This window comes from Terriglobus roseus, assembly GCF_900105625.1.
Taxonomy (GTDB): domain Bacteria; phylum Acidobacteriota; class Terriglobia; order Terriglobales; family Acidobacteriaceae; genus Terriglobus; species Terriglobus roseus_B.
The window spans coordinates 397,938-422,068 of record NZ_FNSD01000001.1; the positions used below are offsets into that span (position 1 = coordinate 397,938).

29 protein-coding genes are annotated in these 24,131 nt (G+C 55.7%); 10 read left to right on the forward strand and 19 right to left on the reverse strand.

Going from position 1 to position 24,131, the window contains the following annotated elements:
• Positions 1-50: 50 nt before the first annotated feature.
• The 10 genes from BLW03_RS01595 to BLW03_RS01640 form a co-directional block, all read right to left on the reverse strand.
• Positions 51-2,741: a hypothetical protein gene (locus BLW03_RS01595; protein WP_074652044.1), complete on the reverse strand. Its 2,691-nt coding sequence runs from the start codon at positions 2,739-2,741 to the stop codon at positions 51-53.
• Complete coding sequence (locus BLW03_RS01600) at positions 2,731-3,192, reverse strand: HK97-gp10 family putative phage morphogenesis protein (protein ID WP_074652045.1); 462 nt, start codon at positions 3,190-3,192, stop codon at positions 2,731-2,733. The genes BLW03_RS01595 and BLW03_RS01600 overlap by 11 nt, the downstream gene beginning before the upstream one ends.
• Positions 3,135-3,551, reverse strand: a complete 417-nt coding sequence (locus tag BLW03_RS01605; protein WP_074652046.1) for a hypothetical protein — start codon at positions 3,549-3,551, stop codon at positions 3,135-3,137. The genes BLW03_RS01600 and BLW03_RS01605 overlap by 58 nt, the downstream gene beginning before the upstream one ends.
• Before the next feature lie 23 nt (positions 3,552-3,574).
• Positions 3,575-3,934 (reverse strand): hypothetical protein, encoded by a 360-nt coding sequence (locus BLW03_RS01610; protein ID WP_074652047.1) that lies wholly within the window; start codon positions 3,932-3,934, stop codon positions 3,575-3,577.
• A gap of 2 nt (positions 3,935-3,936) precedes the next feature.
• Positions 3,937-4,401: a phage tail tube protein gene (locus BLW03_RS01615; protein WP_074652048.1), complete on the reverse strand. Its 465-nt coding sequence runs from the start codon at positions 4,399-4,401 to the stop codon at positions 3,937-3,939.
• A gap of 75 nt (positions 4,402-4,476) precedes the next feature.
• A complete protein-coding gene (locus BLW03_RS01620) occupies positions 4,477-4,866 on the reverse strand; it encodes a DUF3168 domain-containing protein (RefSeq protein ID WP_074652049.1) in 390 nt (129 codons plus the stop codon).
• Positions 4,867-4,868: 2 nt separating this feature from the next.
• Positions 4,869-5,201, reverse strand: coding sequence for a phage head closure protein (locus tag BLW03_RS01625; protein ID WP_074652050.1), 333 nt, complete (start codon positions 5,199-5,201; stop codon positions 4,869-4,871).
• Positions 5,195-5,854 carry a head-tail connector protein gene (locus BLW03_RS01630; RefSeq protein WP_074652051.1) on the reverse strand — a complete coding sequence of 220 codons (660 nt, stop codon included), beginning with the start codon at positions 5,852-5,854 and terminating at the stop codon, positions 5,195-5,197. Before BLW03_RS01630 ends, BLW03_RS01625 begins: the two co-directional genes overlap by 7 nt.
• A gap of 54 nt (positions 5,855-5,908) precedes the next feature.
• Positions 5,909-6,637 carry a phage major capsid protein gene (locus tag BLW03_RS01635; protein ID WP_074652052.1) on the reverse strand — a complete coding sequence of 243 codons (729 nt, stop codon included), beginning with the start codon at positions 6,635-6,637 and terminating at the stop codon, positions 5,909-5,911.
• Positions 6,627-7,187, reverse strand: a complete 561-nt coding sequence (locus BLW03_RS01640) for a phage terminase small subunit P27 family (protein WP_083350253.1) — start codon at positions 7,185-7,187, stop codon at positions 6,627-6,629. Before BLW03_RS01640 ends, BLW03_RS01635 begins: the two co-directional genes overlap by 11 nt.
• 481 nt (positions 7,188-7,668) lie before the next feature.
• Here BLW03_RS01640 and BLW03_RS01645 point away from each other — a divergent pair, with 481 nt between their 5' ends.
• The 4 genes from BLW03_RS01645 to BLW03_RS01665 all read left to right on the forward strand — a co-directional run bounded on the left by BLW03_RS01645 (position 7,669) and on the right by BLW03_RS01665 (position 10,670).
• A complete protein-coding gene (locus BLW03_RS01645) occupies positions 7,669-8,430 on the forward strand; it encodes a DUF5677 domain-containing protein (RefSeq protein ID WP_139285059.1) in 762 nt (253 codons plus the stop codon).
• 64 nt (positions 8,431-8,494) lie between these two features.
• Complete coding sequence (locus BLW03_RS01650; RefSeq protein WP_074652054.1) at positions 8,495-9,469, forward strand: DUF2971 domain-containing protein; 975 nt, start codon at positions 8,495-8,497, stop codon at positions 9,467-9,469.
• 121 nt (positions 9,470-9,590) lie between these two features.
• Entirely contained in the window at positions 9,591-9,917 is a 327-nt protein-coding gene (locus BLW03_RS20760; RefSeq protein ID WP_074652055.1) for a hypothetical protein, read from the forward strand.
• Between the two features lie 441 nt (positions 9,918-10,358).
• A complete protein-coding gene (locus BLW03_RS01665) occupies positions 10,359-10,670 on the forward strand; it encodes a hypothetical protein (RefSeq protein ID WP_074652057.1) in 312 nt (103 codons plus the stop codon).
• Here BLW03_RS01665 and BLW03_RS01670 read toward each other — a convergent pair.
• Positions 10,667-11,413, reverse strand: coding sequence for a DNA-methyltransferase (locus BLW03_RS01670; RefSeq protein WP_074652058.1), 747 nt, complete (start codon positions 11,411-11,413; stop codon positions 10,667-10,669). The two genes, BLW03_RS01665 and BLW03_RS01670, sit on opposite strands and share 4 nt — an antisense overlap.
• Positions 11,359-11,547: an HNH endonuclease gene (locus BLW03_RS21250; protein WP_432279819.1), complete on the reverse strand. Its 189-nt coding sequence runs from the start codon at positions 11,545-11,547 to the stop codon at positions 11,359-11,361. Before BLW03_RS21250 ends, BLW03_RS01670 begins: the two co-directional genes overlap by 55 nt.
• Between BLW03_RS21250 and BLW03_RS20955 the strand changes: the two genes are divergently transcribed.
• Positions 11,473-11,628, forward strand: a complete 156-nt coding sequence (locus BLW03_RS20955; RefSeq protein ID WP_244501913.1) for a hypothetical protein — start codon at positions 11,473-11,475, stop codon at positions 11,626-11,628. The two genes, BLW03_RS21250 and BLW03_RS20955, sit on opposite strands and share 75 nt — an antisense overlap.
• A 266-nt stretch (positions 11,629-11,894) precedes the next feature.
• Positions 11,895-12,398, forward strand: coding sequence for a hypothetical protein (locus BLW03_RS01680; RefSeq protein WP_139285060.1), 504 nt, complete (start codon positions 11,895-11,897; stop codon positions 12,396-12,398).
• 719 nt (positions 12,399-13,117) lie between these two features.
• Here BLW03_RS01680 and BLW03_RS01685 read toward each other — a convergent pair.
• From BLW03_RS01685 to BLW03_RS01710, 5 genes are all read right to left on the reverse strand, one after another.
• The gene (locus BLW03_RS01685; protein ID WP_074652061.1) at positions 13,118-13,588 is read right to left on the reverse strand and encodes an RNA polymerase sigma factor; all 471 of its coding nucleotides are present in this window, start codon (positions 13,586-13,588) and stop codon (positions 13,118-13,120) included.
• Entirely contained in the window at positions 13,581-13,811 is a 231-nt protein-coding gene (locus tag BLW03_RS01690) for a hypothetical protein (protein WP_139285061.1), read from the reverse strand. The genes BLW03_RS01685 and BLW03_RS01690 overlap by 8 nt, the downstream gene beginning before the upstream one ends.
• A 62-nt stretch (positions 13,812-13,873) precedes the next feature.
• Positions 13,874-14,452 carry an HNH endonuclease signature motif containing protein gene (locus tag BLW03_RS01695; RefSeq protein ID WP_074652063.1) on the reverse strand — a complete coding sequence of 193 codons (579 nt, stop codon included), beginning with the start codon at positions 14,450-14,452 and terminating at the stop codon, positions 13,874-13,876.
• 1,014 nt (positions 14,453-15,466) lie between these two features.
• On the reverse strand, positions 15,467-16,234 hold the full coding sequence (locus tag BLW03_RS01705) for a hypothetical protein (RefSeq protein WP_212733108.1): 768 nt from the start codon (positions 16,232-16,234) through the stop codon (positions 15,467-15,469).
• Between the two features lie 514 nt (positions 16,235-16,748).
• Positions 16,749-17,135 (reverse strand): hypothetical protein, encoded by a 387-nt coding sequence (locus BLW03_RS01710; protein ID WP_074652066.1) that lies wholly within the window; start codon positions 17,133-17,135, stop codon positions 16,749-16,751.
• A gap of 491 nt (positions 17,136-17,626) precedes the next feature.
• On the opposite strand from BLW03_RS01710, the gene BLW03_RS01715 reads away from it, so the two are divergent.
• Positions 17,627-19,081, forward strand: coding sequence for a hypothetical protein (locus BLW03_RS01715; protein WP_212733109.1), 1,455 nt, complete (start codon positions 17,627-17,629; stop codon positions 19,079-19,081).
• 42 nt (positions 19,082-19,123) lie between these two features.
• Positions 19,124-19,540, forward strand: coding sequence for a secondary thiamine-phosphate synthase enzyme YjbQ (locus BLW03_RS01720; protein ID WP_074652068.1), 417 nt, complete (start codon positions 19,124-19,126; stop codon positions 19,538-19,540).
• 36 nt (positions 19,541-19,576) lie between these two features.
• Here BLW03_RS01720 and BLW03_RS01725 read toward each other — a convergent pair whose 3' ends face one another.
• Complete coding sequence (locus tag BLW03_RS01725; RefSeq protein WP_244501914.1) at positions 19,577-22,024, reverse strand: transglycosylase SLT domain-containing protein; 2,448 nt, start codon at positions 22,022-22,024, stop codon at positions 19,577-19,579.
• Positions 22,025-22,194: 170 nt separating this feature from the next.
• Between BLW03_RS01725 and BLW03_RS01730 the strand changes: the two genes are divergently transcribed.
• A complete protein-coding gene (locus BLW03_RS01730) occupies positions 22,195-22,830 on the forward strand; it encodes an RNA polymerase sigma factor (RefSeq protein ID WP_074652069.1) in 636 nt (211 codons plus the stop codon).
• Complete coding sequence (locus tag BLW03_RS01735) at positions 22,827-23,066, forward strand: anti-sigma factor family protein (protein WP_074652070.1); 240 nt, start codon at positions 22,827-22,829, stop codon at positions 23,064-23,066. The genes BLW03_RS01730 and BLW03_RS01735 overlap by 4 nt, the downstream gene beginning before the upstream one ends.
• 106 nt (positions 23,067-23,172) lie before the next feature.
• On the opposite strand, the gene BLW03_RS01740 is transcribed toward BLW03_RS01735, so the two are convergent.
• Entirely contained in the window at positions 23,173-24,117 is a 945-nt protein-coding gene (locus tag BLW03_RS01740; RefSeq protein WP_074652071.1) for a hypothetical protein, read from the reverse strand.
• Between the last annotated feature and the right edge of the window lie 14 nt (positions 24,118-24,131).

Below are 24,131 nucleotides of genomic sequence, written 5' to 3' on the forward strand. Positions count from 1 at the left end.
AAGAAGAAGGGCCGCGCAATGGCGGCCCTTGTGAGGAATGGAATTGGATCTTAACTTTGCTTGGACGTAGGCATCCGGCCCTTGCGATCCTGTGCCGCCGCCTGACTCGCAGCCGCGATCTGCGGAGCAGCACGCATCACCGCACGGTTCGCGGCAGATTCAACTGCAGCAGGGTCGTTCGAACCACGCGCATCGACCGAGACGTTCCAGTGATGAGTGTCACCACCGCCAAACATAGACGCTGTTCGCGAAGCGTTGTTCACGTAGCCAGCAGAGCTTGGGGTAATGAGTTCGGGGCCGCGCTCGCCGACAAGGTATGTCGTGCCCGCGTTGATGTTGCCACCCACCGCCCTGCCGCCACCGAAGAGACCAGCAATAGAAGCCCAGGGGCTTGAATCACCGGCTAGCGAACGAATGGCGTCAGTCGAAGGCATTGAAGGCGCTGCGAGGTTGGCGACAGAATCAGAGAGATGTAGGACACCGCCGCCGATGTTGAAGAGACCAGCTACTCCCCCACCAGACCCGGCAATCATCACGTACAGCGGATTAGAACGTGAACCGTCAGGCTTAGAACCTAAGCCGAAAGCTCCCAGAACCGAAGACTCTGCTGTCTTCAGTCCATAGTTCGCAAGCTGCCCTGCACCGGAGCGGAATGTTCCGCCCACAGCGTTCCCAAGTTGGCGTCCGAGGTGATGCTGTCCGCGCTCGCCGATCTTACCTAGCGCGTCGGATAGATCGCTGTTAAGGCCATCGACAGTGGACGAGTACAGTCCGGCGATCTCTCTAGCCGTGTCCTTTGAGGAAGCCAGCCAGTCATCGTTTACCTTACGCAGAGAACCACTGATGGAAGTGGCTGCTACTGCGGCGGCATCCTGGACATTCTGAAGATCGAAGGCCGACTTGAGTTCGACCATCTGTTTCGTGATTTCATTGCGCTGTGCATCAGCGTTGGGACCTGTCTGAACAGCGTCATAGGAACCTTGCAGACGTGCCCAACGCTCAGCATATTGCTGACTATGGAGCGCTTGTGTCTGAAAGGCTGCTTCGTTCGGACTTATCTGACCTGACTGAACACTATCGCGGATCTGCGACTGTGCCATCGCATACTGCGCCTGACGCTGTGCATCACGGAGTGCCTGACCTGAGGTGTATGCGCTGGCGATACCTTTCGCGTAGGCATCTTCCTTGGGGAAGATTGCCTCTGTCGCTTTCCGCTGTTGCCCGGCAAGCTGTATCGACCACTTGAGTGCTTCCTCGCCCTGCTTGCGATTCTCGTCGTTCAGAACCTTCAGTGATTCGTTAGCCTTCTTGTCGGCGAAGAGATAGTTCTCGGTACCGGATTTTGTTGCATTCTCGCGGTCAATCCAGAATTGAAGTACGGCTTGGGCCGACGCTTTACCAGCTGCCTGCATGGCAGCGAGGTCATCGTCCCACAGCTTCCGCTGCTCTTCCGCAGCTTTCTTAGCTGCTGCATTGGCATCACCGGCTAGTTGTTTCTGACTGGTGAGTCGGTCCTTCTTTGCAGTGAGGGTGGCGTTCTTCGCGCTGCTATCGTCATAGTCCTGCTCGCCGTAGACGAAATCTTTGACACCGTTAAGGATGTTAAGGTTCTCATCTTGAGAGCCATGCAGCTTCGCGTAAGACTCTGAGCGGCCGTTCGTCACCCTGCCGGTCCGGGCATCTACGTCGGCGGTGAACTCGCTCCCGCTACGCTTCGCGATCTCACCGTTCACATACGAGAGGACGGCATTGCGACGGGTAGCGATGTCACCTTTGGTCTTATCAAGGTCGGCTTGCGATGCGCCGCTGTGTACCTGATCTCGATACTGACGGGACAGGTCACGAAGGTCCTTCATCTGGCGCTTGACGTCGTCGGAGACGAGGCCGGTGTCACCTTTGCCCAGGAATAGCTGGGCATAGATGCCTGTCTGGTTCTCTTCGAGCAGCTTGCGGAAGCTGCCGTAAGCGTTGTTCGCGCGGTCAGCAGCATGATCTGCGGCGATGGCAAGGTCTGCCATTGCCAGCGCCAACGTATTGACCGGCTTGTGCTCTAGATGAGCGATGCTGATCTCTAGCTGGGCATTGGCTTTGTGAAGTTCATCGTTGCTAAGCAGGATTGGGCCGTTGATGCCTTCGAAACCGTCCTTGATGCGCTGCGCCGTTTCCAGCGTTTCCTTCCGCATCTGGATGAACTCTTCAACGCCGTGGCCCAGCGCTTCACCGAGGGCGAGAGCGCCAGCGATTGGGAAGGCGATCTCTGCCACCTTGGAGAAACCCGGCAGCATAGAGGCGAAACTTTCACCGGCACGCAGGCCGCCGCCACGGAGAATGGCTGAAGCCTGTTGCTGGCGTGTTGGCGTGTAATGCTGCTCTGTGGCCTGTAGCTTCTGCGCCTCTTCACGTTGAAGACGCAGAGCCTCTTTCACTGAAAGAATGGCCTGAGCCTTCGCTTCTTCGGCGGTCACGGTCTGCTTGCTTGCAGCGGTGGCATCGACAGTGAGTTGCTTATAGGTGCGGTTGATGCTCAGTAGTTCCTGCGCATACTCCTGCTGGATCTTCTTGAGCTGTTCTGTTGATGCACCAGCTGCCTGTGCCTGAAGGCGTTGCTCGCTAAAGCTGTCCTTTGCCGCTTGCTTAGCGGTGTACAGCTCCTTCTGCATGGCGCGGATCTCGGCAGAACTAGCTTTGATCGGGGTGATTAGTCCCTGTGCGTCTGCGGAGAATACGACTTTAGCTGCCATTGATAGCGCCTTCGACCAGAGCGGTCATGGTGGTCACATAGGCGTCATGAGCGGCTTCTGCCGTCGTGTCAATGACGTTGCGAACAAAGGGATGTGGTGGTGTACGCTTCAGGGCGTTCTGGGCTTTGGCGGTGGGATTCTCGTGGCCTTCATCAACGAAGCGGGCGACGTAGCCGAGCTTGCCAAAACCGACCGTGAGCGTGCTGTCTGCGCCAAGGTGACCCACGCTAATACGTGAGGTCACGGCTCCCTTCAGTTCACCCGGCCTCAGGGCTGTGCCTGTGGGTGTTTCCGTGCTGTACGGCGTTGCTGCCACCAATGCAGGACGGATGACGTCATTGGCAGCACGTAAGGCTTGCCGTTGGAAGTCATCTACCTGTTCTGGAAGACTATCTAGGGCTGCGAGTACCTCATCGAAGCCGGTGAGCTCGATGTCTGCGGAGTCGGACATGACTCTTCCTTGATCTTTGTGAGCAGTGGGCCGTGCCCCTGCTTCAGCTCTGCGGCGAGTTGCAACACCTTCGCCATATAATCCGCGTGGGCAACTTGCTTCTCTTCGGAGATTGCCTGCGTGGGCGATTCGCGATTCGTGAAGGACGGATGGTTGGGCATGAACTCAATCGCGCCGACGCCATCCTTAGGCGCACACATGCTGCTGTTAATCACAGCTGCCGTCGTGAAAGCCGCAGTCATCTCGCGATGAAGCATGGCCTCTCTGTGGCGGTCGTACAGCAGATGGAACTGTTTGGGCGTCAGACGCCAGAATTCGTCCTCACTGAGACCAAGGTCGTAGCGACCCTGTGCCCACATGCTGGCAAGAGTCTGGCCCAGACCTACTGAACAGCCTGGGCCTCGGCTTCCCCCGGTGCGTCATCGCTGACTACAGGGATGGATTCGGCCCATGCAGCGACGACGGCTTGCTGGATGACACGCTGATTGCGCCAAGTCACCCAAGAGCCAACCTCTTCCAAGGTGACCGTGTCGTCGTACGGCAGCAGACTTGCGAACAGTAGTGCACGCAGAGTGGTAGCAGACATCACTTCAGCGGCAAGAGCTTCACGGAACAGGTTCAGACCCGTCAGTTTCTCTACGTGGGCGATAGCGTTCAGGTCGAACGCCAACTGGCGTTCTTTCCCTGCGATTTCAAGGAACACATCAGGACGCGTGGAACCAACAGATGCTTGGAACTTCATCGTTAGGCTCCAGCAGTGTCGGTGATCTGTCCGGTGATCTGAAGGTCTATGTTGTACGAGCCAGCATCGTCAAGAGACAGGTTTGCTAGGCCAGAGGTGCTGACATAGGCAGCGAACGAACGCAGCAAGCCGGTGGTCATTCCCACCTGTACGGGATACTGCACCTTCACCGCAAGGACCGTCTGCGAGTAGAAGACGGAATTGAGCATGAGCTGGCCCGTATCAGTCTGATCCGCAATGACGGCTAGCGTCACTGTGCCGGGATCAATGGTCGTAGGCAGGCTAGTCTTAACCGCACCGGCAGTGGACAGAGATGTCGTGTCAGCGAAAGAGGTCTTCGGAGCGCTGAAAGTGACGGTCTTGATGCCATTGACGGATGTGAAAGTCGTACCGTCCGAGCTAATAGACAGGGTGCCGCCACGTCCGGTGAAGGCGTGAGAGGCAGTCAGATTTGAGGGAGAGGACATGGGAGATGGCTCCTTGAGCGCAAAGGGGTATGCCCGCCTTTCAAGCGGGTTCATGAGTCTGGGTTGATCAGCGGTTTAGCGGGAGGCGATGATCCTGTAGTCGGTCGTCACGCGGTAGTACCGGGCAACCGATTCATAGGTATCCATCTGCGAGAGCAGAGTGGCTGCAGCGACGGCTGTACCGTCCGGCAGCGTGCCAAGGAAGCCCTCAATGGCGTTCTGGATGGCCTGCGCGGCACGCCGCGCGTCAGCATAGGTTGTTGCCCACGTGTCGATCTGCAAACGGACCTGCACGAGGTCCGTGAATCCGTTCAGCGTTGGGCTGGTAACCGTGCTCACTCGCTGATAGGTAACTGCGGGAAGAGCGGCGTCATCCGGCAACATCAGCGGGAAATACCGAGTGGAGATGCAACTGGCGACATCGCTGTCAGAAGTGAGTAATTGGAATAAGCCTTCTTCGAGCATCGTTATGAACCGTCGTCTACTTCAAGGCACAGCAGATCTAGCTGCTCGCGGCCTTCGCTGGGATCGTTTATTGCCTGTATGTGGAACAACCGGGTCTCGTAGAGCACACGCATCTTGCTGGAGATCGCTACCGTCGGGTAGCGGATCGTGATCTTGTGCGAAACCTGAGAGGTATAGCCAGAGGCTGCATAGACCTCTTTCGAGGTCACGGCCTTGATGGAAGCCCAGCAAGTCAGCAGATCATCCCAGGTGTTCACCTGCTGCCCATATGCGTCCTGAGTCGTTGCTTGACTCTGGATGGTGATTCGTCTGTTCAGCGAACCGGCTCTTAGCATGAGGTGAATACCTTGTAGGGAGCCAGGAGGGCTTCAACGGCAAACGGCAAGATGATCGAAGGTGTCTCCGATGCTGCTTCCCTGTTTGTGTACAGATGGCCAATTAGCAGAAGCATGGCTTGCTTGAGTGACATTGGGCATGTATCCGCATCCGCACCGTCGCCGTACGAACCCGCTGTGAAGAGGATCTCGATGCACCCCGGCGAAGTCACATCAAGCACCGGCCAAGTGAAAGCATCCCAAGGTGTAATCCGGGTAGGCTTCGAATTTGTGTCGACACGGAACTGCGAAGGATCAACACTGACTGTTCCGGTTGATGTCTGGTAAGAGATCGATGTGATTCCCGTCACGCCACCAAGCGGCAGCGTTATCGAATAACGGTCCAGGATGTAGCTGTATGGATTGCGCTGTTCCGGCGCGAATGTTTCAAAGCTCGTCGGATACGGGAAGCTATCTAGCGTCATCTTCCACGACTGCGTGTAAATGGCCCGATTAATGATGTTCTCGACCAACTCCCTCGCCGCAGTGATGAGCGCAAGGATCAGGTCGTCATCTTCCATGAAATCCACTCTCAAGTGTCGTTTCGCCTGCAAAAGAGACACAGGCTCGCTGCTTGGACCACTCACAAGAGAGAGGCCAAATCTGTTTGGCATGTGTTGTCCTTAAAGTGCGAGGGGCGATCCGAAGATCGCCCCTCTGAGAGTTCGTTACTTGATGCTCACGGCTACGACGCTGTTCACGCCTGCCTTCAGAGCCACACCGCCAACACGAGCGAACCCTACGAAACCGACTTCATAGCCAGCCGCATAACGTTCGTTGAGGCGGATGATCTCCAGACCAGGTGCTTGCTGGCGGAATACATAGCCCTGCTTGAAGTCGCCGAACAGAATCGGTGCATTGCCGGTAGCTACGTTTGGTAGCTGGGTCACCAACTTCACTGGACGGCCAAGGATGGTGCCAACGAAGCCGACCGCAGCGGAACCGTAGTCAGGTAGGAACACTGGACGGCCTGCGCTGTCAGTGATGCTAAGGATCGCCCCGAGGGTGGCATTGTTCATCGCCCAAACTGCGTTCGCAGCATAGGCAGGATCGAGGGCAACCATCGCGCTAACGAGGTCCGCGTACTTGATGACGCCAGTGGTCCCAGTGGTGACACCGGTGTTGTAAGCAGAGGCCAAGGACTGAACACTACCTGCGTTACCATTGACGATCAGATTGCTAGCGCCACGATAGAAACGCTTTGCGAACTTGTCTCTGATCCAGCCATCGATGTCGAATCCGGCATCGGTAAGCAGACCACGATCGATCTTGATCACGCCCGTGGTGAAGTTGTCCACCTGAAGGGTCACGCTGGATAGCGTGGGGTCTACTTCTGCGGCATCAACACCGACTGTGACCGGCGCTAGGCCGTTCGCCGTATCGTTATCAAGCGGCATCTTGATTGGGTTGCGTGTCTTTGTGCAGCGTCGCCATGAACGCCTCGAATGGGTCTTGCGTCTGTGGCTCGCCAGTGCTCAACCGTGTGCGGGAGCTTGGATCGAAGCCGAACAGTGCTGCTGCACGGTGCATTGCTGCTTTTTCGTCTTTGGCGATGGTCGTCGCCGGATGTCGTTTGATCTTCTGACCGACTACCTCGCCAGACTTGGAGAGGATTGGTTCACTGATCGTTTGGCCTTCCCTAGTGACCGTCTCTTCCGCGCTGATCCAGCGGGCGTAAGACAGACAATATGAGGCAAGAGCTGCTGTATCCACGGACCGAAGCATGTTCAACGCGGTGAGTTCTTGAGTCACTCGGTCCCATTCAGTACGCGCTACCGGCGTTAGGAACGTTGGGCATACAGGGAAGCCTGTGAAGGATGGCTCTTTCTCGTTCAGCTTGCGTTTGCCGGGGTTCCCGCGCTCTTTCTTAATGGCTGCTGGGAGGGGCTTTCTACCGGGCATGGGTGGTCCTGATCGCCCGTTTTGGGCGTATGGGTGGGGGTACATTTCCGCTACAACCTCAAAATTTGCGCGAAATGATACAGTGCATCGCAATAACGTCGCACTGGCGAAGGGAGCAAGATGATCAACACACCTAGCTGCGAGGAATGTGGAAGTCCCATGGAGCAAACATCATCACTCAACGCCCAAGCTGTGTCCGAGGATGGTGTCGGGTTTGACTGCCAAGACAACTCTCTATGTCGTCAGTGGGCACCGGAGGGTGTCGGCGGACCATGGGCGCTGCCCTGTCATGGCCATTCAAAGCCACCGAGTATCCAGCGGTACACAACACGCACGTAAGGATTCAAAGCTCAGGGCCGATTGCAGCTATGGCTTTGGTGACCGGATCAGCCGGTTCGCAAACTTTCATTTCGCGGGTGTGTGTGTCTGACCAGGGTGCGGTCTATCGAGGCGAGATTCCTTGCAGTTTGAGGTACCCTACCCACCACGGGCTGGATAGTCCAGTCGTGCGAAGGAGGTTAGCTTCTTGAGTGATCTTGAGCTAGAGATGTCAACCATGAAGCGACTTGACCAGGTCTTGGTTGACATCGTGAAGATGATCAAAAATAAAGTCGGTAATGGAGTCCTCACCAGACTTGACACAATCACTATTCTTCACATACTTCGGGCTAGATCCATGGTTAAGTCCATGAAGGCTCTTGTGGAGCTCGGGGCGATTCCAGATTTCTGGACGCTCTCCCGTTCCTTGACTGAGCTGGTAATAAACTGTGATTACCTACAGCATGCTCCGGCGCAAGAGCTGGAACGCTACTTATCGTTTGACTTCCAGAAGTTTGCGAAGCAAGCAAACGACCTTAACGAAAATGAATTTGCTCCGAGGAAACTAAGTAACTCGAACAAGGATTGGCTTGCAAAGACGGCAGCCGACGCGGAAGCCATTACTGGACGGACCGAAAAGCAACCAACTTGGAGTCAGCATCCCCTGCCGCAACGTGCGAAGGAGGCGGATAAGCACTATGCGATTGCAGCGCACCAGTCACTTCTACTAAGCTCGGTACCCTTTGGGCATGCTGGCACACACGCCACAATGACCTCGCTAGCCTTTCACATCGATGAACTTCAAGGTTTGCGAGACGATGCACTTCACGCCATGACACCACAGCACGTTCATGTTGCGGTCTTAGCTATGAGCCTTCTTTGCCACTCAATAAGCGAAGTGTATAACCTGCAGTTGTCGCCAATCGTTCTCGCGATCTGCAAAGAAGGTGTCAGCAGACCAGGCCAATAGAAGGTGAACTCACTGTCGGAGCTGGGTCTTTCAATCAGAGATCAAGCATTGATATCCTACAAATATGAACGAAACATCTCTGCTTTTCGGCGAGGATTTTCCGGAGGTGGTTTACCACTACACATCAATGGATGTCTTGCTCAAAATTGTTGAAAAACGAGAGTTTTGGGCGACGAACGCGCGCTTTTTGAACGACGTTAGCGAACGAGACCATTTCCTAAGCCTTGTTGAGCGACAACTGGTACACATGGCAGGTCGGGAGGGAGCGCTGCCGACGATTAGAAGTCTCTGTGACGGATTTGCGAAATACGCGAAGGAACATCGACGGTTCACCGAACTACCGTATGTTGTCTCGTTTTCGGCCGAACCAGATTCACTGGCTCAGTGGCGAGCTTACTGTGCGCGGGGGAATGGTGTATGTATCGGAATACGAACGGACTCACTCAGGCAAGCAGCCGTGAAAGCAGTTGACGGACGGTCACTTACGGACGAGCCACTTTCTGTGGATCCGGAGGTCGCTTTTCAAAGGGTTCTGTATCTATCCGCCGAGGACCAAGCCCAGATTATTAAGATGATCCTCTCGGAGATTGAGCGGGTCAATTTCCTTTTCGCCGTTCACAAATGGCACACTTTCATGTCAGCACAGGACGAACTGAGTACACGATTCAATGATCTCCTCGAACGTAGAGCCGCGAGTTGCAAAAATCCCGCCTTTTCGGCCGAAGCAGAATATCGCTTGATTGCTACTGCTACAGACGCACCGGAGAAGGTGCTTAGATACCGCTCAGCAAAAACTTCTATAGTTCCATATTTGGCCATTTCTGCAGAAGATCCAACAGATTTTCTTAAGACCGGTGATCGTCTCAGGAAGACGGATCAAGGCTTTCTGGAATGCACCCCGTACTTCATTGAGAGTGTCATGATTGGCCCAAATCCGAACGGCGATCTCTCTGCGGAAGTTCTGAACACAATGTTTGAAGGACAAAGATCGAATGTGAAAATAAGCCGGTCGAACATCCCTTACCGGGACTGGCTCTGACGATGGTGAATCATTGATAAGTACGAAGCCATAGCAACCTCGCACAGGGATCGAAGATTCGATCCCCTCTCTGCTCTAACGTCGATTTAGCCTGCGAAGCAACTTCCACAAAGGGACATCCATGGTCAACTATTACGGCGTAAACTTCTTGCCTCAGTTTACTCAACGCATACATTCGCTCATCTTTAAAGCGACATCGCTTTCTCAAAGCGAACGCTTCGTCGGCGCTCCTACAGAGCTTCGAGCGATACATCCAGACGCGACTGGCGAGACGGTTCGGGACTGTTTTTTGCGAATCGTCCCCACTGCCGACGGAGCTGAAGTGTTACGACCTCCACTCGCGTCGAGCGGCCCCGAAAGCATCACATTATTCACTATCGAGCAGGAAGATCTTTTGGTGCTGGTGGGGGAATGGTTCGGTCAGGTCGGCAATGCCCTCAGGGCATGAAGCACAAGGTTGTGATTACCGCCTGATGTACGGCGGACTACTTGAAGATCGGCAGCGCGCAGGAATCCCACTGTGACACGGTTTGCACAATGCCGTGGGGTTCGATTCTTTCGAGCCTCTTCGCCCAAGCAGACCTGATAGTGATGCTATGATGCAACTCTTCTGCACCAGTCACAATGCCCTTCTCTTTCCACACCCTGCATAGCGGTTCCTCTTTGAGGACCGCTAGACGCAACCTGCGCCGGTCTGAGTCCTGACCGGGACTAGCAGCCAATCCACGTTCTCGGTCAAAGAAACTTGACGATTAGCTCTGCGAGTGGCGATGCAATGAGCTCCGGACAGCCAGGATGCCCGCGTGGTTTTCTGGAGAGATGGATAAGGAATAAGCTGGGCGGCGGCTCGTACCATTATGGGTATAAAAACATTTGAAAGGAGAGGACCGTGGAAATATTGGGGTTCACGTTCGGTGATGAGGAAGGTCCGTTGGTGAAGCAACTGCTCGCCGAAGCCAAGAAGAGGATGAACGATGACTGCGTATACACGATCTCGAACGAGATAAGAGCTGCGATCCGACCTCGGCGTAAGGGCACGAGGACCTATGGAGTGTTCCTGCGTATCCGGCCCCGCATCCTTGGGGCAGTCGTTGAACTTAGGAAGGCTGACATGAAGCCGCAACCTCTCAACGCAAAGACCCTCAAATCTATCGTCGCTAAGCTACCCGCGATGATTGAGAAGGCAAGAGGATCGTCTTAAGCTGCTTCTGGAAGAGCCAGGGGCTTGGCGGCAGCGATTCGCGCCTCCGCCACCAAAAAGTACGCTTCATCCCTTTCAATGCCGAAAAATGATCTGCCGCTGTTCAGTGCGGCCACGCCTGTCGAACCACTTCCCATCGTGCAATCGAGCACGGTCATTCCGGGTTCAGTGTAGGTCTTTATGAGGTACTCCAAGAGCGGGACAGGCTTCTGAGTCGGGTGATGTCCCTTCTCTGGATTGAATGCGAGCACAGTCTTGGGATAGCGTGATCCATCGGTGCAGAAAGTCTCCTGATTCTGGAAGGTGCCGTAGTTTTCTGTCTTCTTTCCTCTGCCAGTCGTATACGTTCCATGGCCGAAGCTCTTCTGAGGATTGTAGGGCGGCATGCGGTCACAGAACACCAGGATGTTCTCGTGATTCTTTAGTGGGTACCTGTTGGCATTCAGAAAGCCAGTCCCCTGCGGCTTCTCCCATATCCATTCAGACTTGAGTTGCTTCAGGTTGCTTGCGGCTACCGTTGTCGTGAATGGTTGCTGAGTGAACAGCACGATCGGAGCACCGGGCTTGCATACCCGCTTCCAAGCCGCCCAAAGCTGTTCCATCGGGATCACAGAATCCCAAGGATTTTGTGTGGTTCCATATGGCAGATCGGTCAGCACCATGTCCACTGAGCCATCCTCAATTTCTTTTAATCGCTCAAGGCAATCGCCGAGCATGAGACGGGCTGTGGTGGATGGTGACATTCAGTGATTCCGGGAGATTGGCTGGGCGGTACGCGTTGCTCGCGCTTGGTCTTCAGCACATGACACGAACGGCAGAGAGATTGCAGGTTCGACAGGATCAGGCGAAGATCGGGGCGTTGATTGATCGGGATGATGTGGTCTACGTCCACAGCCGGTGTGCCTCTTTGATCGACGAGACAGTGCTGACACAGGTACAGGTCACGCACCAGCGCTAGCTTGCGGACTCTGGCCCAATCAGCGTCATAGCCACGAGAGCTTGCTGTGCCGCGCAATCGGTCATACTGTATGGCAGCGGGCCTGTGGACGGCGCAGTATCCCTCGTCAACGAGTGCGGAACATCCCGTTCTGCTGCATGGTCTAGCTGGGCGGTTAGGCATGGGTCTCAGTAGCCTTGAAAAGGCTAGGTTCGCGTTGTGGGCAGACACCGTCCGGGCATGAAATTCGGTGTGTGTCGAACTCTTTGATAGGGAGATACGAGAGAATGACCGATCTTGCAGCAATCGCGCTTGCCGAATGGCTGACTAGAGAGATTCCACAGCGTGCCGCCAAAGACAATAATGGTGCTTGGACAGAAGCGGTGTTTGAAAGCCTAAAAGAGTTCGCCCTTGAGAAGGGATGGAAGATCTTCCCCGAGGTGAAGTGCTATCAAGGTGAATACCACTGCGATTTCATGCTCTTCGAGCATGGATACGGGTGCCGTTTAGCCTGCGAATCTCAATGGCAGACGCATCGATCGGACGTCGGCGAGCTGAAATGGGCTTTCGACAAGCTGCGTGGCGTTAAGGCCGATGTGAAGCTCTTCGTTTTCGAGGGCACAGACAGTTGGCAGGACGACATCCGGGAATACATAGAAGGATATGCGCAACTCGATCCTGTCGAGACTTTTGTCTTCATGCGCTGGAACGAGAAGAGTTGGAAACGTTACTTGTGGAAGCCACAGGTTCGAGGTATCCAGAACGTCGGCTTTTCCCCATTCCAGTTTTAGACTTCCGATCTAAATGTTGAGTAGACACACCCCGGCCTTCAGAACAGAACAAGAGCAGTCCTATTACGTTTAGCTATTGGTCACTGGTTGCTACTTTCTGCTTCGACTACAGGGATTCCCTGCCGGTTTAGATCGCCTACGGCGCAATTACGGCATTAGACTTCACTGCCACTGGGGTATCAGTCCAGTTCACGTTGTCCGGGGTGAGCCAACGTGCAGGGTTCATCGTTCACAGCTTCATCGGCAATCCGACATAGCGTCTGACGCTTGCGCTCAGACGCACATAGGGCCTTCAATCGTCTGTTCGGCGCGAAGGGTATGGTGGCAGGTAACCTCGATTTTCGCCAGCGGATGATGCCTACTGGCTCGGACGCTCTACCGTGATCGGGAGCGGAGAATCTGGTGGATGTGGACTCATTACTGCAAAAGCTCGCCCGGTATATGCCTGCTCTTCGGGTGAACTCCTAAACTCTTAGTTCTTATATCTATTTTCTCATCCGCACATGGCCCAATTCCTCGAAAACGGGACTTATTTACAAGCTGCCACGAATGATCGCAACGCACAGAGCCACCACTGAAGGGTGGCTCTTGAAGATGCGCTAGGAGGGAGTGCGTCCTGTTTCACGTCGCTATGATTCAGTTCAGCGTGCGGCCAGGAGCAGGCCGTGGAAGGTCGAAGGCTGGGGATTTGCCCTCTGTATATACAGCCATCTCGTGAGCTATTTCGTCAGCGCTTTGCGGTATGCGAGCAATCTTTGTCGCAACGTGCCTTCCTTTAAACTAAAGCGCTGCGCGGTCTCCTTGAGTGAGTGGCCCGCAAGCATCGATACTGCCACTTCTTTCATGTCATCAGGCAAGTCGGAGATGTCGATATACGAGTGATCTTCTGCTGCCCGCTCGGGTATGCATTCGCTAGAGACGTGCAACTTATCCGCGAATCGTTTCTTTCGTTCGTTCTTCACGATCACTGAGTGCCATCGTTCGAACGAGTCGAACGTGTACTGCCGAAAGTCTTGCAGGTGCTGCCACACGATCAAAGAGACGTTCTGGGCGATGTCCTCTGAATCATTGGGGCGGTCGTTGGAGGATTGCCTCGCTCGGGTCCTGACAGCCTCTAGGAGGGCCGTCAGTGTGATGTCGGTCTGATCCTTGAGCCAAATCTCGTACAAGCCGTCGAGCGTGTTAGCCATGGAACGTCACCGTTCCCTTCGCCACCAAAGCCGCGAACTTCTCGGCGGATAGCTTAACGACTGGATGTTTGAATGCCCAGGCATCGCGGATAGCGACAGCCTCAGGATGGTTCCTACAGGCCTGCTCGATCATCGTCAAACCGGGCTTTAGAGATGGCGCGGGCTTCCATAAGCGCTTGTGAGCTATGCGCTCAATGTCTACTGTGTCTTTCGTCTTCTTCACGGTGTTCCTTGCAGGCGGGACAGGGATGCTTGTTGGCATCCCTGTTGGGTTGTTGCAGTGGATTAGGCGGCATTCGCTAGGCTGCATAGCTCATCTACTGATTCAGCAAGAGCTTGCTGCAGCGGTGCAAGGATCGATATGACCGTTTTCCGCTTGCGCTTTGCGTCTCTCGCTTCTATGGCTGCTCTATGCTTTTTAAGGTAGGAGATCTGGGGTTCCGAGACCCTGCGACCAAGCACGCCGCTTTGTGCAATTGAGTAGGCGGTCTGACCGCCGTCAAGCGCTCTGAAAATCGCCTTACGTTCGGCGATGGTAAGAGCCTTGCCTCGGGCTGGCTGATTGTCATAGCGACCTGCAGCTCTGCGATCCGCCATGTTCTCTTTTTGATCCCCACACCGCAGATGGCTGGGGTTTATGCATGCCTTTGAAACACAGCTCGGACTGTGCAACAGGTATGCACCCTCAGGTATCGGCCCCCTGAAGATTTCGTACGCATAGCGATGGGCTAGAAAGGTAGTGCCAGCCTTGTCTGTAACTAAGCCGTATCCGTTCCTGCTCTTACCCTTTTGCCATACCCAACACCCTGTCTCCCGGGATATGTTGATGCTGTTTATGAGTTGTTCAATTTTGTTAGTTTCCATGATCTTGCACTCTCCTCAGAGTCGGTCCATCGCGGACCTTCGAGAGGTACAGATCGATGCATAGGAGCTTTACCCCTACACGAAAGTATTAGTATGTCCCGTGAATGGGGCCTAAATGCCCGTTGGCTGATTTAGTTCAATTTTTTTGGGCAAAAACAGATGCGGGGATTGTTTCCGCTTAAACCCTTTTTAAGCTGCTTTCTTCACTGTTACCTGCCTGATCTGCTTTTCCAGACCCACCACATACTCCGCCAGGTTCTTGTAGAGTTCAGCTTCATTCATCTTGCTGAGGATCTGCTAAACAGCCTCATCGAGATGCTTCGCGGCAACAGGAGGCTCAAACCTTGGCTGTCTGAGGTTTACGGGTGGCATCCCCGGACCCGGAGGAATCGGGCTCGTCTGGAGGAATTGGGCGTCGGCATTGGCCTTCCGTTGAGCGGCCTTGAGACATGCCTCAGATTTCGCAAGGCGTTCTGCACCACCACGACGACACCTCCAGATGTCACCTGTATGCATCCTCACGCGCTTCACCGCAGGTTTGATACTGAGACTTGGTGTCCAAGGTAAAGCTGTGTCTTGAGGGGTCGTCATGTGTGAAAAGTGCAGCTAGTAGCGACCGGTTGACAGCCTGGACGTAAAAGCAAGTCCTGTAGTCGCCATGACTCTCCTCGCCCTGATATTGAATCTCGCCGTTGCCTATAGGGTGGTTCATCATCATAGCGGTGATGCGAGCGAGGATGAAGTAAGCTGCACCCACCATTAGCAATATCTTCCAACCGTTTTTAGGCGACTTCCAAACTTGCAATTGAACCCTCCGGGCTGAGTCGTTCGACGACTCAATCTCCAGACCTTAGCTCCAACAATTCGAGATGGCAAGCGCTGTCTGCGTACTCCTAGCACGTAGATAACAGGTGACGGGTGCTCAGGAGTTGCCGTCCATAAATGACGAAAGGGGATGCGTTGGTAGCATCCCCTTCCCTCCGTTCGACACTCACGCTACCTTGACGAGGCAATCTACGAGTTAGCTTGATCCTGCTTTCTACGTTCGTTCTTCAAGTCTTCCTCCGTCGCCAGCCTGTTATCTCCGCGCACATAGAATGTTAGAGCTTTGACTGCGCTTTCCATGTCAGTTTTAAACGTAGCAACCGACTCACCCGCGTAGAGGTCTTGAAGGAATCGCGTGAGCTTATCTAGGCGGCTTTTCGCGGCCTCTCTTGCAAGAGCGACCTGCGCTGCCTTCTCCCTGCTCCGCCTGGACTCTGCGACAGTCTCCCGGGCTTTCTGGAACACGGCCGTTGCTCGATCTTGAATATCGACGGTACGTGGCAGATCGGGATGCTGCACGAGCAGGGTAACCAACTCTGAGTTTCGGCGCTCAGCGAGATCAATATTGTGCATGGCAGCGACCGCGAGGAAATCGGGGTGCACAGGCTTAGCGCGTCGATAGTCTTCCATGATGTTGTACGCCGTACGGCGTTCAACGCCGATCAGATCACAGAGTCCCGAAAAGGTAGTCTTCTGGGCGGCAGTTGGCTGATCATTCCGGGTGTCAAGGCACCAGAACCAATAAGTGTGCAGGACCTGACCAAATTGGAAACGGGACATTCTGTATCCGTTCTTAGCTGATAGCAGCTGTACACGATAGGCCCTCTCCATCTCACTCGCGGGTGGCTCCAAATGAGCAAAAAGCGTGTCGAATCGAGAACCCATTGCGTTGATCTGCGACTCTAGGCTCTGATCTGCGTAGGTGTGAAAAGTTTGCTCAGTGGCTTGTGTGGTCATATGTAGCATCGAAAGCTCCTCATTCGTGAAAATGCGCACTTGGGCAGCACCCATCTCTGCCCGTGCGCTAAGTTGATTAGCGGGTGCGGACAGTTGGTTAGGCAGCTACGATGAGCGAGCGGTGATCGCATTTAGCGAAGGCGCACAGAGCGTCAACGGGAACAAGCACGCGTCCGCCAATGCGGCGCGTGCTGAGACGCCCGTCTGCGATCAGATAGTCGAGTGACCGAGGACTGATAGCAAGTGCCTTCGCGGCATCACGCCGAGAAAGAAAGAGCGGAACAAATTGTTGGGACTGGTTGAGAGTGGCGGCGGTCCCGGGCACGAGCACGGGAAGAACACTAATTTTACCCATAGGAATCCCCAAACAAACATGAGTTATGTTGTTTGGGACCTGGACAGCAATGTTCACTGTCTCGGCGGGTTCGTGTCCGCAATCACGCCTATCGAGGCTGGTCAGTAGCCCTCGAAGTAAGAAGACCTTAACAGAAGTTGTGCGGCTAGATCAAGCGGCTTAGAACAAATTGATCACACCGTCATTATCTGGTTCATCGAATCGCTCTAAACTAGCTCGCCGGTTCAGAGCGTCAGCAGCCAACTTCTGAGAGCGACTTAGGCCGCTCTTCTTAGACAACCGCTGCCGAGCTGCCGCGGTCTTTCCTTGAACCTCTGGCCGCTCGTTTAATTGGTTAGACTTTTCTATCAATGTTCCTGAGAGGTTACTTGGCGCATCGGCAGAGGGGTTGTAGCGCCGTCCTTTGTAGGGCTCGCCAGTAAAATCGGCGACCCAAGCGAGCATGTCCTCATTCTGCTTCCAAGTCATGCAAGTGTGCACGGGCGGATGTGGCCCCTCGGTGTCGGCCTCAAGGATTTGAAGAAATTCTCCGCTAGTAATGTCCATCGAGTGACTCCTCCACGCCGTGACAGCGTACGAGCATTTTCCAACGCTGCGCGTCGATTTGCAAGGCCGCTCACTGCGGAAGAGTATGCGCACAGGAGGAGAATCTGAGGCTGAATCGTGTGTCAGTTTATGTGCCAGTTCGTCCGCGAATTTGCACCTTGCAGAGGATTGCAGTCAGACGCAAGAGACTACGTAAAATGCGCTAATAAAGGGACTTGTTCTATCGCCTGCGATACACTGCATTAGTCCTTTTCTGACTTAAAATCCGCAGACCTTAACGGTCGTGCCGGTTCGAGTCCGGCTCCGGGCACCAGATTCTTCGAGCATCGCCTGGCATCGGCAGCGTTCTCCATGCGCCACAACGTGTGGTGCCCTTCCATCACGCAAGCTACCGAGGCAGAATGAACACAAGAGTTGGGATATCTCCCCACAAGCTCCTTCTCATCTCGCTTCTGACGCTGTTTGCTCTATCCGCTCAGTCGCAACCTACGGTGCAGAAGACGGTAGTTCACTTTCAACGATATGCCGGCCACTCGCTCGATGGTCAACTCGCTGCAGCGTTAGCGGCTCATGCTGGCAGTTCGGCGCCACTGTTGTTGATTCAGGACACGGCAGGAAGATTCGCGGCGGATGCCAAGCTGCCCGCAGATGACGATCTGCTTTTTAACGCTTCCGCGGTTTTCGAAGCCAACGCTCACGTCGTTGCGAGCGGACGAAACCGGATCTCATGTGGCGTGGGGGTGACGTTATCCTCCACATCCCCCAACGCCTCGCTCATTCGTGCGGACGGTGACAACATCGACGTCGGCAACTGCAAAGCAAACGGCGCCGGCGGTGCTGCAGCAGTGGTTGCAACGTCCATAGATCGCCATGCGAAGCATCTGCGGATTCACGATCTCACAGTGACGAACATCGGCGTGACCGATCTCGCCGGTGCGGACGATGCGGAGGTCTGGAATTTTGACGCAACGGCAAGTAGCCGGGGGGGCACCCTCTATGTCGTCGTGATCAGGGGCGACGCGACCCATGTGCACGTGCATGATGGCAAGGTGAAGCTCTTCGCTCATGGCGTGGAGTGGTTCAACGCGGATGCAAACCTTAACAAAGGTGGTCCGCGAACCCGCGCCCAGGTTGCGGCGCATGGTGGCTGGTACACCGTCGAAAATCTGCAGTGTGATTCTGTAATTGGGGCCTGTGTGTGGGGCTCGGTCGCGCATGACATTCTCTCGCGAAACAATCAATCCCAGAACGCCGGGGATGTTGGGTTTGATTGCGAGGGGTGCATCGATTACCGGAGCGAAAACGATAGCTCAGTTGAAGCCACGAATGCGGGTTTCGCTACGTTCTTCTATTCAAACAATAACGTCTTCGTGGGTGCACATCACACATCATCGACTGGCAAGAATGGCGTCATGATCTTCAATGACTCTCAGGCTGCCCCGATGAACAGCGGTACATCCGTCGTGAACGGCGTTTTCAACTGCTTCAAAGTTCCTTGTTTCGGTGTAGGTGGTAACGCGGCTCAAGGCATCCAGGTCACAGGCTCTCAGTTTTTAAACGCGTCCATCACGCCGAATGGCTTCTGGTCCGGTCCGACCATCAAGAACAATCATTTCGTCACAAGAGTCGCGACCGGCCCGGCGATCAACCTTGGTACCCTACTGGGTGGAATGCCGGTGACCGTGGAGAGCAACTCCTTCAAAGGCGATTTCAAGCAAGCTGCGGGGGTTCCTTGTATTGCCCTCAAGAATGTGGACTACAACGCATCCGTCTCCGTCGTGCTGAGGCAGAACCGTTGCTTAAGCGATTACACCGTCGACTGGGACGCCACGTCAGGAAGTGGGAACGCAGGCGTAGGTATGAACCTGACGCTGGACCGAAACATAGCGACGCATTCCGGACTTTCCTTGCACGGCTTCGGCGGCCGGGACCGCGTCACGAAGTAAGAAGATCCGGTACTCCCGTATCCGTCGATCTAAGGAGGAAATTTGAAGCAAGCCGTACACATCCTTAGCATTTCGACGCGCGGTCAAGCGCTCTATGAGTTCACGGCGGCTATTGGAGAATGGCTGCGACTACAGAACATCCATACGGGTCTGATTACCGTCTTCTGCCGGCATACATCTGCTTCGCTGCTCATCCAGGAGAACGCTGACCCAACTGTGCGTCGCGACCTGAAGGCATATTTTAGTCGGATTGCGCCCGAAGGCGGCCCTTATGAGCACGATTCCGAAGGCTCCGACGACATGCCTGCCCATCTGAAAACGGCCTTGACGCAAGTGCAGCTATCGATCCCGGTCGTGAACGGCAACCTGGCTTTAGGCACTTGGCAGGGCGTCTACTTGTTCGAACATCGCGATCGAGCCCACAGACGTGAGGTCGTCCTGCACCTCATCGGGGAATGAGACTGCCCTACTGCGATAACACGGTTCAGATCGCGTTTACCGCTGCTCTGGTGCGGCGTTTGAGGCGGCCAACCTTTCAGCGCCGTTGTAGAGCTGCCGGTACATCTCACGGTTGCGCAGGATACTTTGCACGTATTCGCGTGTCTCCGTGTATGGAATTGATTCCACGAACTCTGGCAGATCCTTGTAGTTGTTTTCTGCCATCCAGTTCCGGATGGGCACGTCACCCGCGTTGTAGGCAGCCAACGCGTACTCGGGCGTACCGTTGAAACGGTCCAGCACCTGTCGCAGGTTTGCCGTACCCAAGCGAAGATTGATAGATGGATTCAATAGCTGGGCCGGCGCGAACTTCTTGATGCCGATACGCTTTGCCTCCTGCTTGCCGACGGCAGGTAGCAGCTGCATAAGGCCCATGGCGTTTGCACGAGAGATGGCGCCCGGGTTGAACTCACTCTCCTGGCGGATCAGAGACGCAACCAGGTACGGATCAAGGCCCTGTGCCTCTGCGCTTGCCGTTAGGTCACTCCAGTACGGCCGAGGGAACAGCAGTTGCCAGTACTGGCTGGGTACCTCGCTCACGGGCAGTGTGTAGAGGCCGCTGCCGCTGCGCTTGATGGCCTGAAGTGCACGGACGTTCTCTCCGAAGCTGGTCCAGATCTCGGCTTCTGCGAGCGATCCCCACTGGGAAGCCGTGCCACTCGCCTGGATTTCCGGCGCGATGAATTCATTAAGTGCGGCATTTGCCAGGAGGCGTGCCTTGATAAGGTGCGGATCATTCTCCGGTAGTGCGGCCACCAGCGTCGGGGCGGGGGGGGTGCGCACACTCGACAGGGCCGGTGCTGGATCTACCTTGCTCTGGGGGCCCATCGCGCTCAGCCGCTGCCTCGCAAGATTCGCATAGTAGTAATTGCGATAGGTGTTCGAGAGTGCAGTGTAGAAGTTCGCTGCCTGCGCTGCATTGTGCTCAGGGTCTTCGTACAGCCGTCCCCGCCAGTACAGCGCGTTCGGCGCCTCCTGACTCAGCGGATATTTGACGACCTGGTCTTCCATCAATCGCGCGGCTTCGCCGTAGTTCCGCAAGCGATAGTTCAACCACGCTGCGCGCCAGTGAGCTGACGGTGCATAGGTACTGTTCGGGAAGAGCTCGAAGAGCTTCGAGTAGTGCGCGATCGCCTGCGACGCATCGCGCTTGATCAGGTACATGTTGCCGCCCGAGTAAAGAGCTTCCTCAAGCCATCGGCTGTGCGGGAAGCGCTGCTCCATCTGCGCAAGGATCGCAGAGTGACCAGCCTGATCCCCTTCTGTTCGCGAGATCTCGGCAAGGATGTAGAGCTTCAGCGCGGCGCTGTCGTCGCCAGTGTCCGGCAGGCGTTCCGCGTCGTGGCGTGAAAGATGCTTCAGGCGCAGATCGCACACCGCGGCATAGATCGCCAGCGCATCGCGGTCTGCCTGCGACAGCGTGTTGTCACTCTTCTGAATGGAGTCGTACTCCGCACCGGCATCCCCATAACGCTTCGCGTTGAAGAGCGCGTCAGCGTGCAGCTTGCGCTCGCCCGCCGTCGGTCCGGCGTTCATAGCCTGCAGCGCAGTGCGCGACTGTGCCGCCTCAGGTGAGAACGGCAGGCGAACAAATATCTGCCGGTAAATGGATGCAGCTGCGCTGGTATCACCGGCCATCTGGTGCGCACGCGCCTCGGCGTAGAGGTAGTCCGCGCTCTGGGACTTAGGCTGGCCCATGAGGGTCGCAAGCGAACGGAGCGCTCCGGTGGCATCATTCGCGGTCAGATAGGCATTCGCCAGCGTGACGGGTGCGCTCGGAACAAAAATGCTGCCGGGATACTTCTGCGCGAAATTATTCAGCAGGCTCGCCGCAGTGGAACTGTCGTGGTTGTTGAGCGCGGCCTGGGCACCCAGGTACTCAGCGTAATCGCGCAGCGCTGTACCCTGGCTTGCTGCAGAGCGATAGGCCGTCACCGCATCGCCATAGCGGCGATCTGCTGCGTAAGCATGCCCCATGGAAAGGTAGGCGGCGGCAGCGCCTTCTCCTGGATGAGCACCGGCGTAATTCTCAACGCCCGCGAAGGCAGCAGCCGAGCGTGAGGATGCGAGCTGTTGTGCCATGGGCCTGAGCGTGGAAGAGGCAGTGAATGCCGAGCTGAGGCTGCGACTCTGTGGCGTTGCGACGGATTCGATCTGTGTCGTGCGCGCGTGCGGTCCACCTCGAACCGCCGGTGCCGACTCCCGGCTTCCCTTGCCTCGAACGGGCGTAGATCGCGAGGAAGCGGCGGCGTGACGACCCGCACTTGCTCCACCACGCGACCCCGCTGAGCCTTTTCCGGCAGGTGCAGCTTTGCCGTGTGCTGTCGCCGCATGTGCTGCCGGCTTCTTTGCCGCTGCGTGTTTCTGAGGAGCAGCCAGAGTCGCCAGCGGCAGCAGTGCCGCCGAGACAGCCAGAACAGATACGGTGGAGAGGATGTGCTTCACGTCTTCACTCTAGGATGCAGAAACGCCCTTCGCACCTCTCCGGGCAGATTTCCGCGAACCACACTTGATTACGAGACGTACCAACCGGGCAATCGTTCCTACAACTTCGCGTCCGAAAACGGCTACGGACGTTGCTCTCCCTCACGGGCAGAAGTACACTCAACTAGCAGATGCCACCCGTCGTCGAACAGCCCGGAGTAGCAGTAGAAGAGATCCACCCCGACGTTGCGTTGGTGGATGCCGCGCGCCACGGCGATACGGCCGCGTTCGAAAAACTTGTGCGGCAGTATGATCGTCAGATCTTCCGCGTTGCGCAACACATCACCCAGAACCGCGAAGACGCTGAGGACATTACACAGGACGTCTTCATGAAGGCGTACGGCAAGCTGGACCAGTTTCAAGGCAATAGCAAATTTTCCACCTGGCTGACCCGGATTGCGGTTAATGAGAGCCTGATGCGGCTGCGCAAGCGCAAGACAAGCCGCACCGTCTCGATGGACCAGGACGTGCAGACCGAGGAGGGTTCCATCCCCCGCGATTTTGCCGATTGGACACCCGACCCCGAACAGCAGTACGGTACTTCCGAGCTGGGAGAGATCCTGCAGAAGACAATTGCAGGCTTGTCGCCAGGATTTCGCACCGTTTTCACACTTCGGGACATCGAAAACCTGTCGACCGAAGAGACTGCCACGGCGCTCGGTTTAAGTGTGCCAGCGGTCAAGTCGAGATTGCTTCGTGCACGGCTCCAGCTTCGCGAGAGGTTGAGCCGCTACATGAAGCGTAAGGACGGGAGTATCAAGCCGTGACCTGCACCGAGTTTCTTGCACAGATGACCGATTATTTCGACGGCGACTTTGAGCCTCAGCTACTTGAGGAGATCCAGTCGCACCTGTGTGAGTGCCACCACTGCGAGATCCTGGTCGACACCACAAGGAAGACCATCCGCGTTTATCGCGATCACCAGGTATATGACCTGACCGACGAAGTACGCGAACGCACGGTTGCACGCATCATGGCTGCCTGCACGGGTCCGCGAGCGTAGGTCATTCTGCCGACGCTCTATCGTCTCAAAAATTAAAGCGATGCCGCAGAAAGTAGAAGGGCCGGATGCGTTGCGCACTCGGCCCCTTCGTACGTTTCCCTCTGACTTAGCGAACCACCTGCTGGAAGAGCGGCGAGCTCAGCAGGTCGGAGAACTGGTTCTCGCTGGAGGCGTAAGACACCTGTAACGTGCCCGCGCTGGAATCAACCTGGGTCTGGTTCATGGCAGTCTTTTCCATGGTCGAGCCCTCTGTCTTCTTCATCAGGACCATTCCCTTCATCAGGGTCGCTGCCGTTGCGGCGGTCATCGTATCGCTCATGACGACGGCCATATCGAAGTGAATGCCGTTCGCGAAATCAAGCGTGTAGCGGGAGCTCTTCATCCGGTTCTTGACGCTGTCGTAGTCGGTTAACGAAGCAGCCTCGCCCAGCACGGAACGCATCATAGTCTGCGTTCCCTTCTGGTCCAGAAGGCTCCAGATAGCGCGGGAGTCAACGACGTTCATCTCATTCATCATGTCGCCGTTCTGCAGCATGTTCTCAATGATGCCATCGCGCGAGTCCAAACCGGCCTTGACTGCCGCGGCATCCCCGAAGATCATCGTCGTCTGGTTCAGAAATACGACGCTCATACCCGCGGCGCCCATCGGGTAAATGCTGTAATTCCGCATCGCGATTGGCTTGGTCTTCTGCTTCGCAAAGTTCGCGTTGATCGCGGCCGTGTTGAACTGTCCCTGCGCGATGCCGATTGTATGCACCTGCTGGTTGGTGCGGAAGGCAGCAAACGCGAGGGTATCGGCGTCGCGATCGACCTTCAGTCCGCTTGTCTTAAGCGCAGTTTCAAGCCTGGTGAGTTCCGGTGGCATGATGCGCGCCTTCAGATTCATGGCCGCAGGAGAGCTCTGCATAGCGCGGTAGTCGACTACGATCAACTGCTGCACGTCCTTGGGAACCGCCGCCTTGGCGTCACTGCTCAACTGCGACGCACGGGCACCACTTACCGCCAGCAAGCCCGCTACACCCATCAGAACTGCACGTGCTGCAATCTTCATCACCGAAATACCTC

Coding starts and splice junctions, on each gene's coding strand:
- BLW03_RS01595 (WP_074652044.1), bottom strand. CDS start 2,741: ATGGCAGCTAAAGTCGTATTCTCCGCAGACGCACAGGGACTAATCACC.
- BLW03_RS01600 (WP_074652045.1), bottom strand. CDS start 3,192: ATGTCCGACTCCGCAGACATCGAGCTCACCGGCTTCGATGAGGTACTC.
- BLW03_RS01605 (WP_074652046.1), bottom strand. CDS start 3,551: ATGTGGGCACAGGGTCGCTACGACCTTGGTCTCAGTGAGGACGAATTC.
- BLW03_RS01610 (WP_074652047.1), bottom strand. CDS start 3,934: ATGAAGTTCCAAGCATCTGTTGGTTCCACGCGTCCTGATGTGTTCCTT.
- BLW03_RS01615 (WP_074652048.1), bottom strand. CDS start 4,401: ATGTCCTCTCCCTCAAATCTGACTGCCTCTCACGCCTTCACCGGACGT.
- BLW03_RS01620 (WP_074652049.1), bottom strand. CDS start 4,866: ATGCTCGAAGAAGGCTTATTCCAATTACTCACTTCTGACAGCGATGTC.
- BLW03_RS01625 (WP_074652050.1), bottom strand. CDS start 5,201: ATGCTAAGAGCCGGTTCGCTGAACAGACGAATCACCATCCAGAGTCAA.
- BLW03_RS01630 (WP_074652051.1), bottom strand. CDS start 5,854: ATGCCAAACAGATTTGGCCTCTCTCTTGTGAGTGGTCCAAGCAGCGAG.
- BLW03_RS01635 (WP_074652052.1), bottom strand. CDS start 6,637: ATGCCGCTTGATAACGATACGGCGAACGGCCTAGCGCCGGTCACAGTC.
- BLW03_RS01640 (WP_083350253.1), bottom strand. CDS start 7,187: ATGTACCCCCACCCATACGCCCAAAACGGGCGATCAGGACCACCCATG.
- BLW03_RS01650 (WP_074652054.1), top strand. CDS start 8,495: ATGAACGAAACATCTCTGCTTTTCGGCGAGGATTTTCCGGAGGTGGTT.
- BLW03_RS20760 (WP_074652055.1), top strand. CDS start 9,591: ATGGTCAACTATTACGGCGTAAACTTCTTGCCTCAGTTTACTCAACGC.
- BLW03_RS01670 (WP_074652058.1), bottom strand. CDS start 11,413: ATGTCACCATCCACCACAGCCCGTCTCATGCTCGGCGATTGCCTTGAG.
- BLW03_RS20955 (WP_244501913.1), top strand. CDS start 11,473: ATGACACGAACGGCAGAGAGATTGCAGGTTCGACAGGATCAGGCGAAG.
- BLW03_RS01680 (WP_139285060.1), top strand. CDS start 11,895: ATGACCGATCTTGCAGCAATCGCGCTTGCCGAATGGCTGACTAGAGAG.
- BLW03_RS01685 (WP_074652061.1), bottom strand. CDS start 13,588: ATGGCTAACACGCTCGACGGCTTGTACGAGATTTGGCTCAAGGATCAG.
- BLW03_RS01695 (WP_074652063.1), bottom strand. CDS start 14,452: ATGGAAACTAACAAAATTGAACAACTCATAAACAGCATCAACATATCC.
- BLW03_RS01705 (WP_212733108.1), bottom strand. CDS start 16,234: ATGACCACACAAGCCACTGAGCAAACTTTTCACACCTACGCAGATCAG.
- BLW03_RS01710 (WP_074652066.1), bottom strand. CDS start 17,135: ATGGACATTACTAGCGGAGAATTTCTTCAAATCCTTGAGGCCGACACC.
- BLW03_RS01730 (WP_074652069.1), top strand. CDS start 22,195: ATGCCACCCGTCGTCGAACAGCCCGGAGTAGCAGTAGAAGAGATCCAC.
- BLW03_RS01740 (WP_074652071.1), bottom strand. CDS start 24,117: ATGAAGATTGCAGCACGTGCAGTTCTGATGGGTGTAGCGGGCTTGCTG.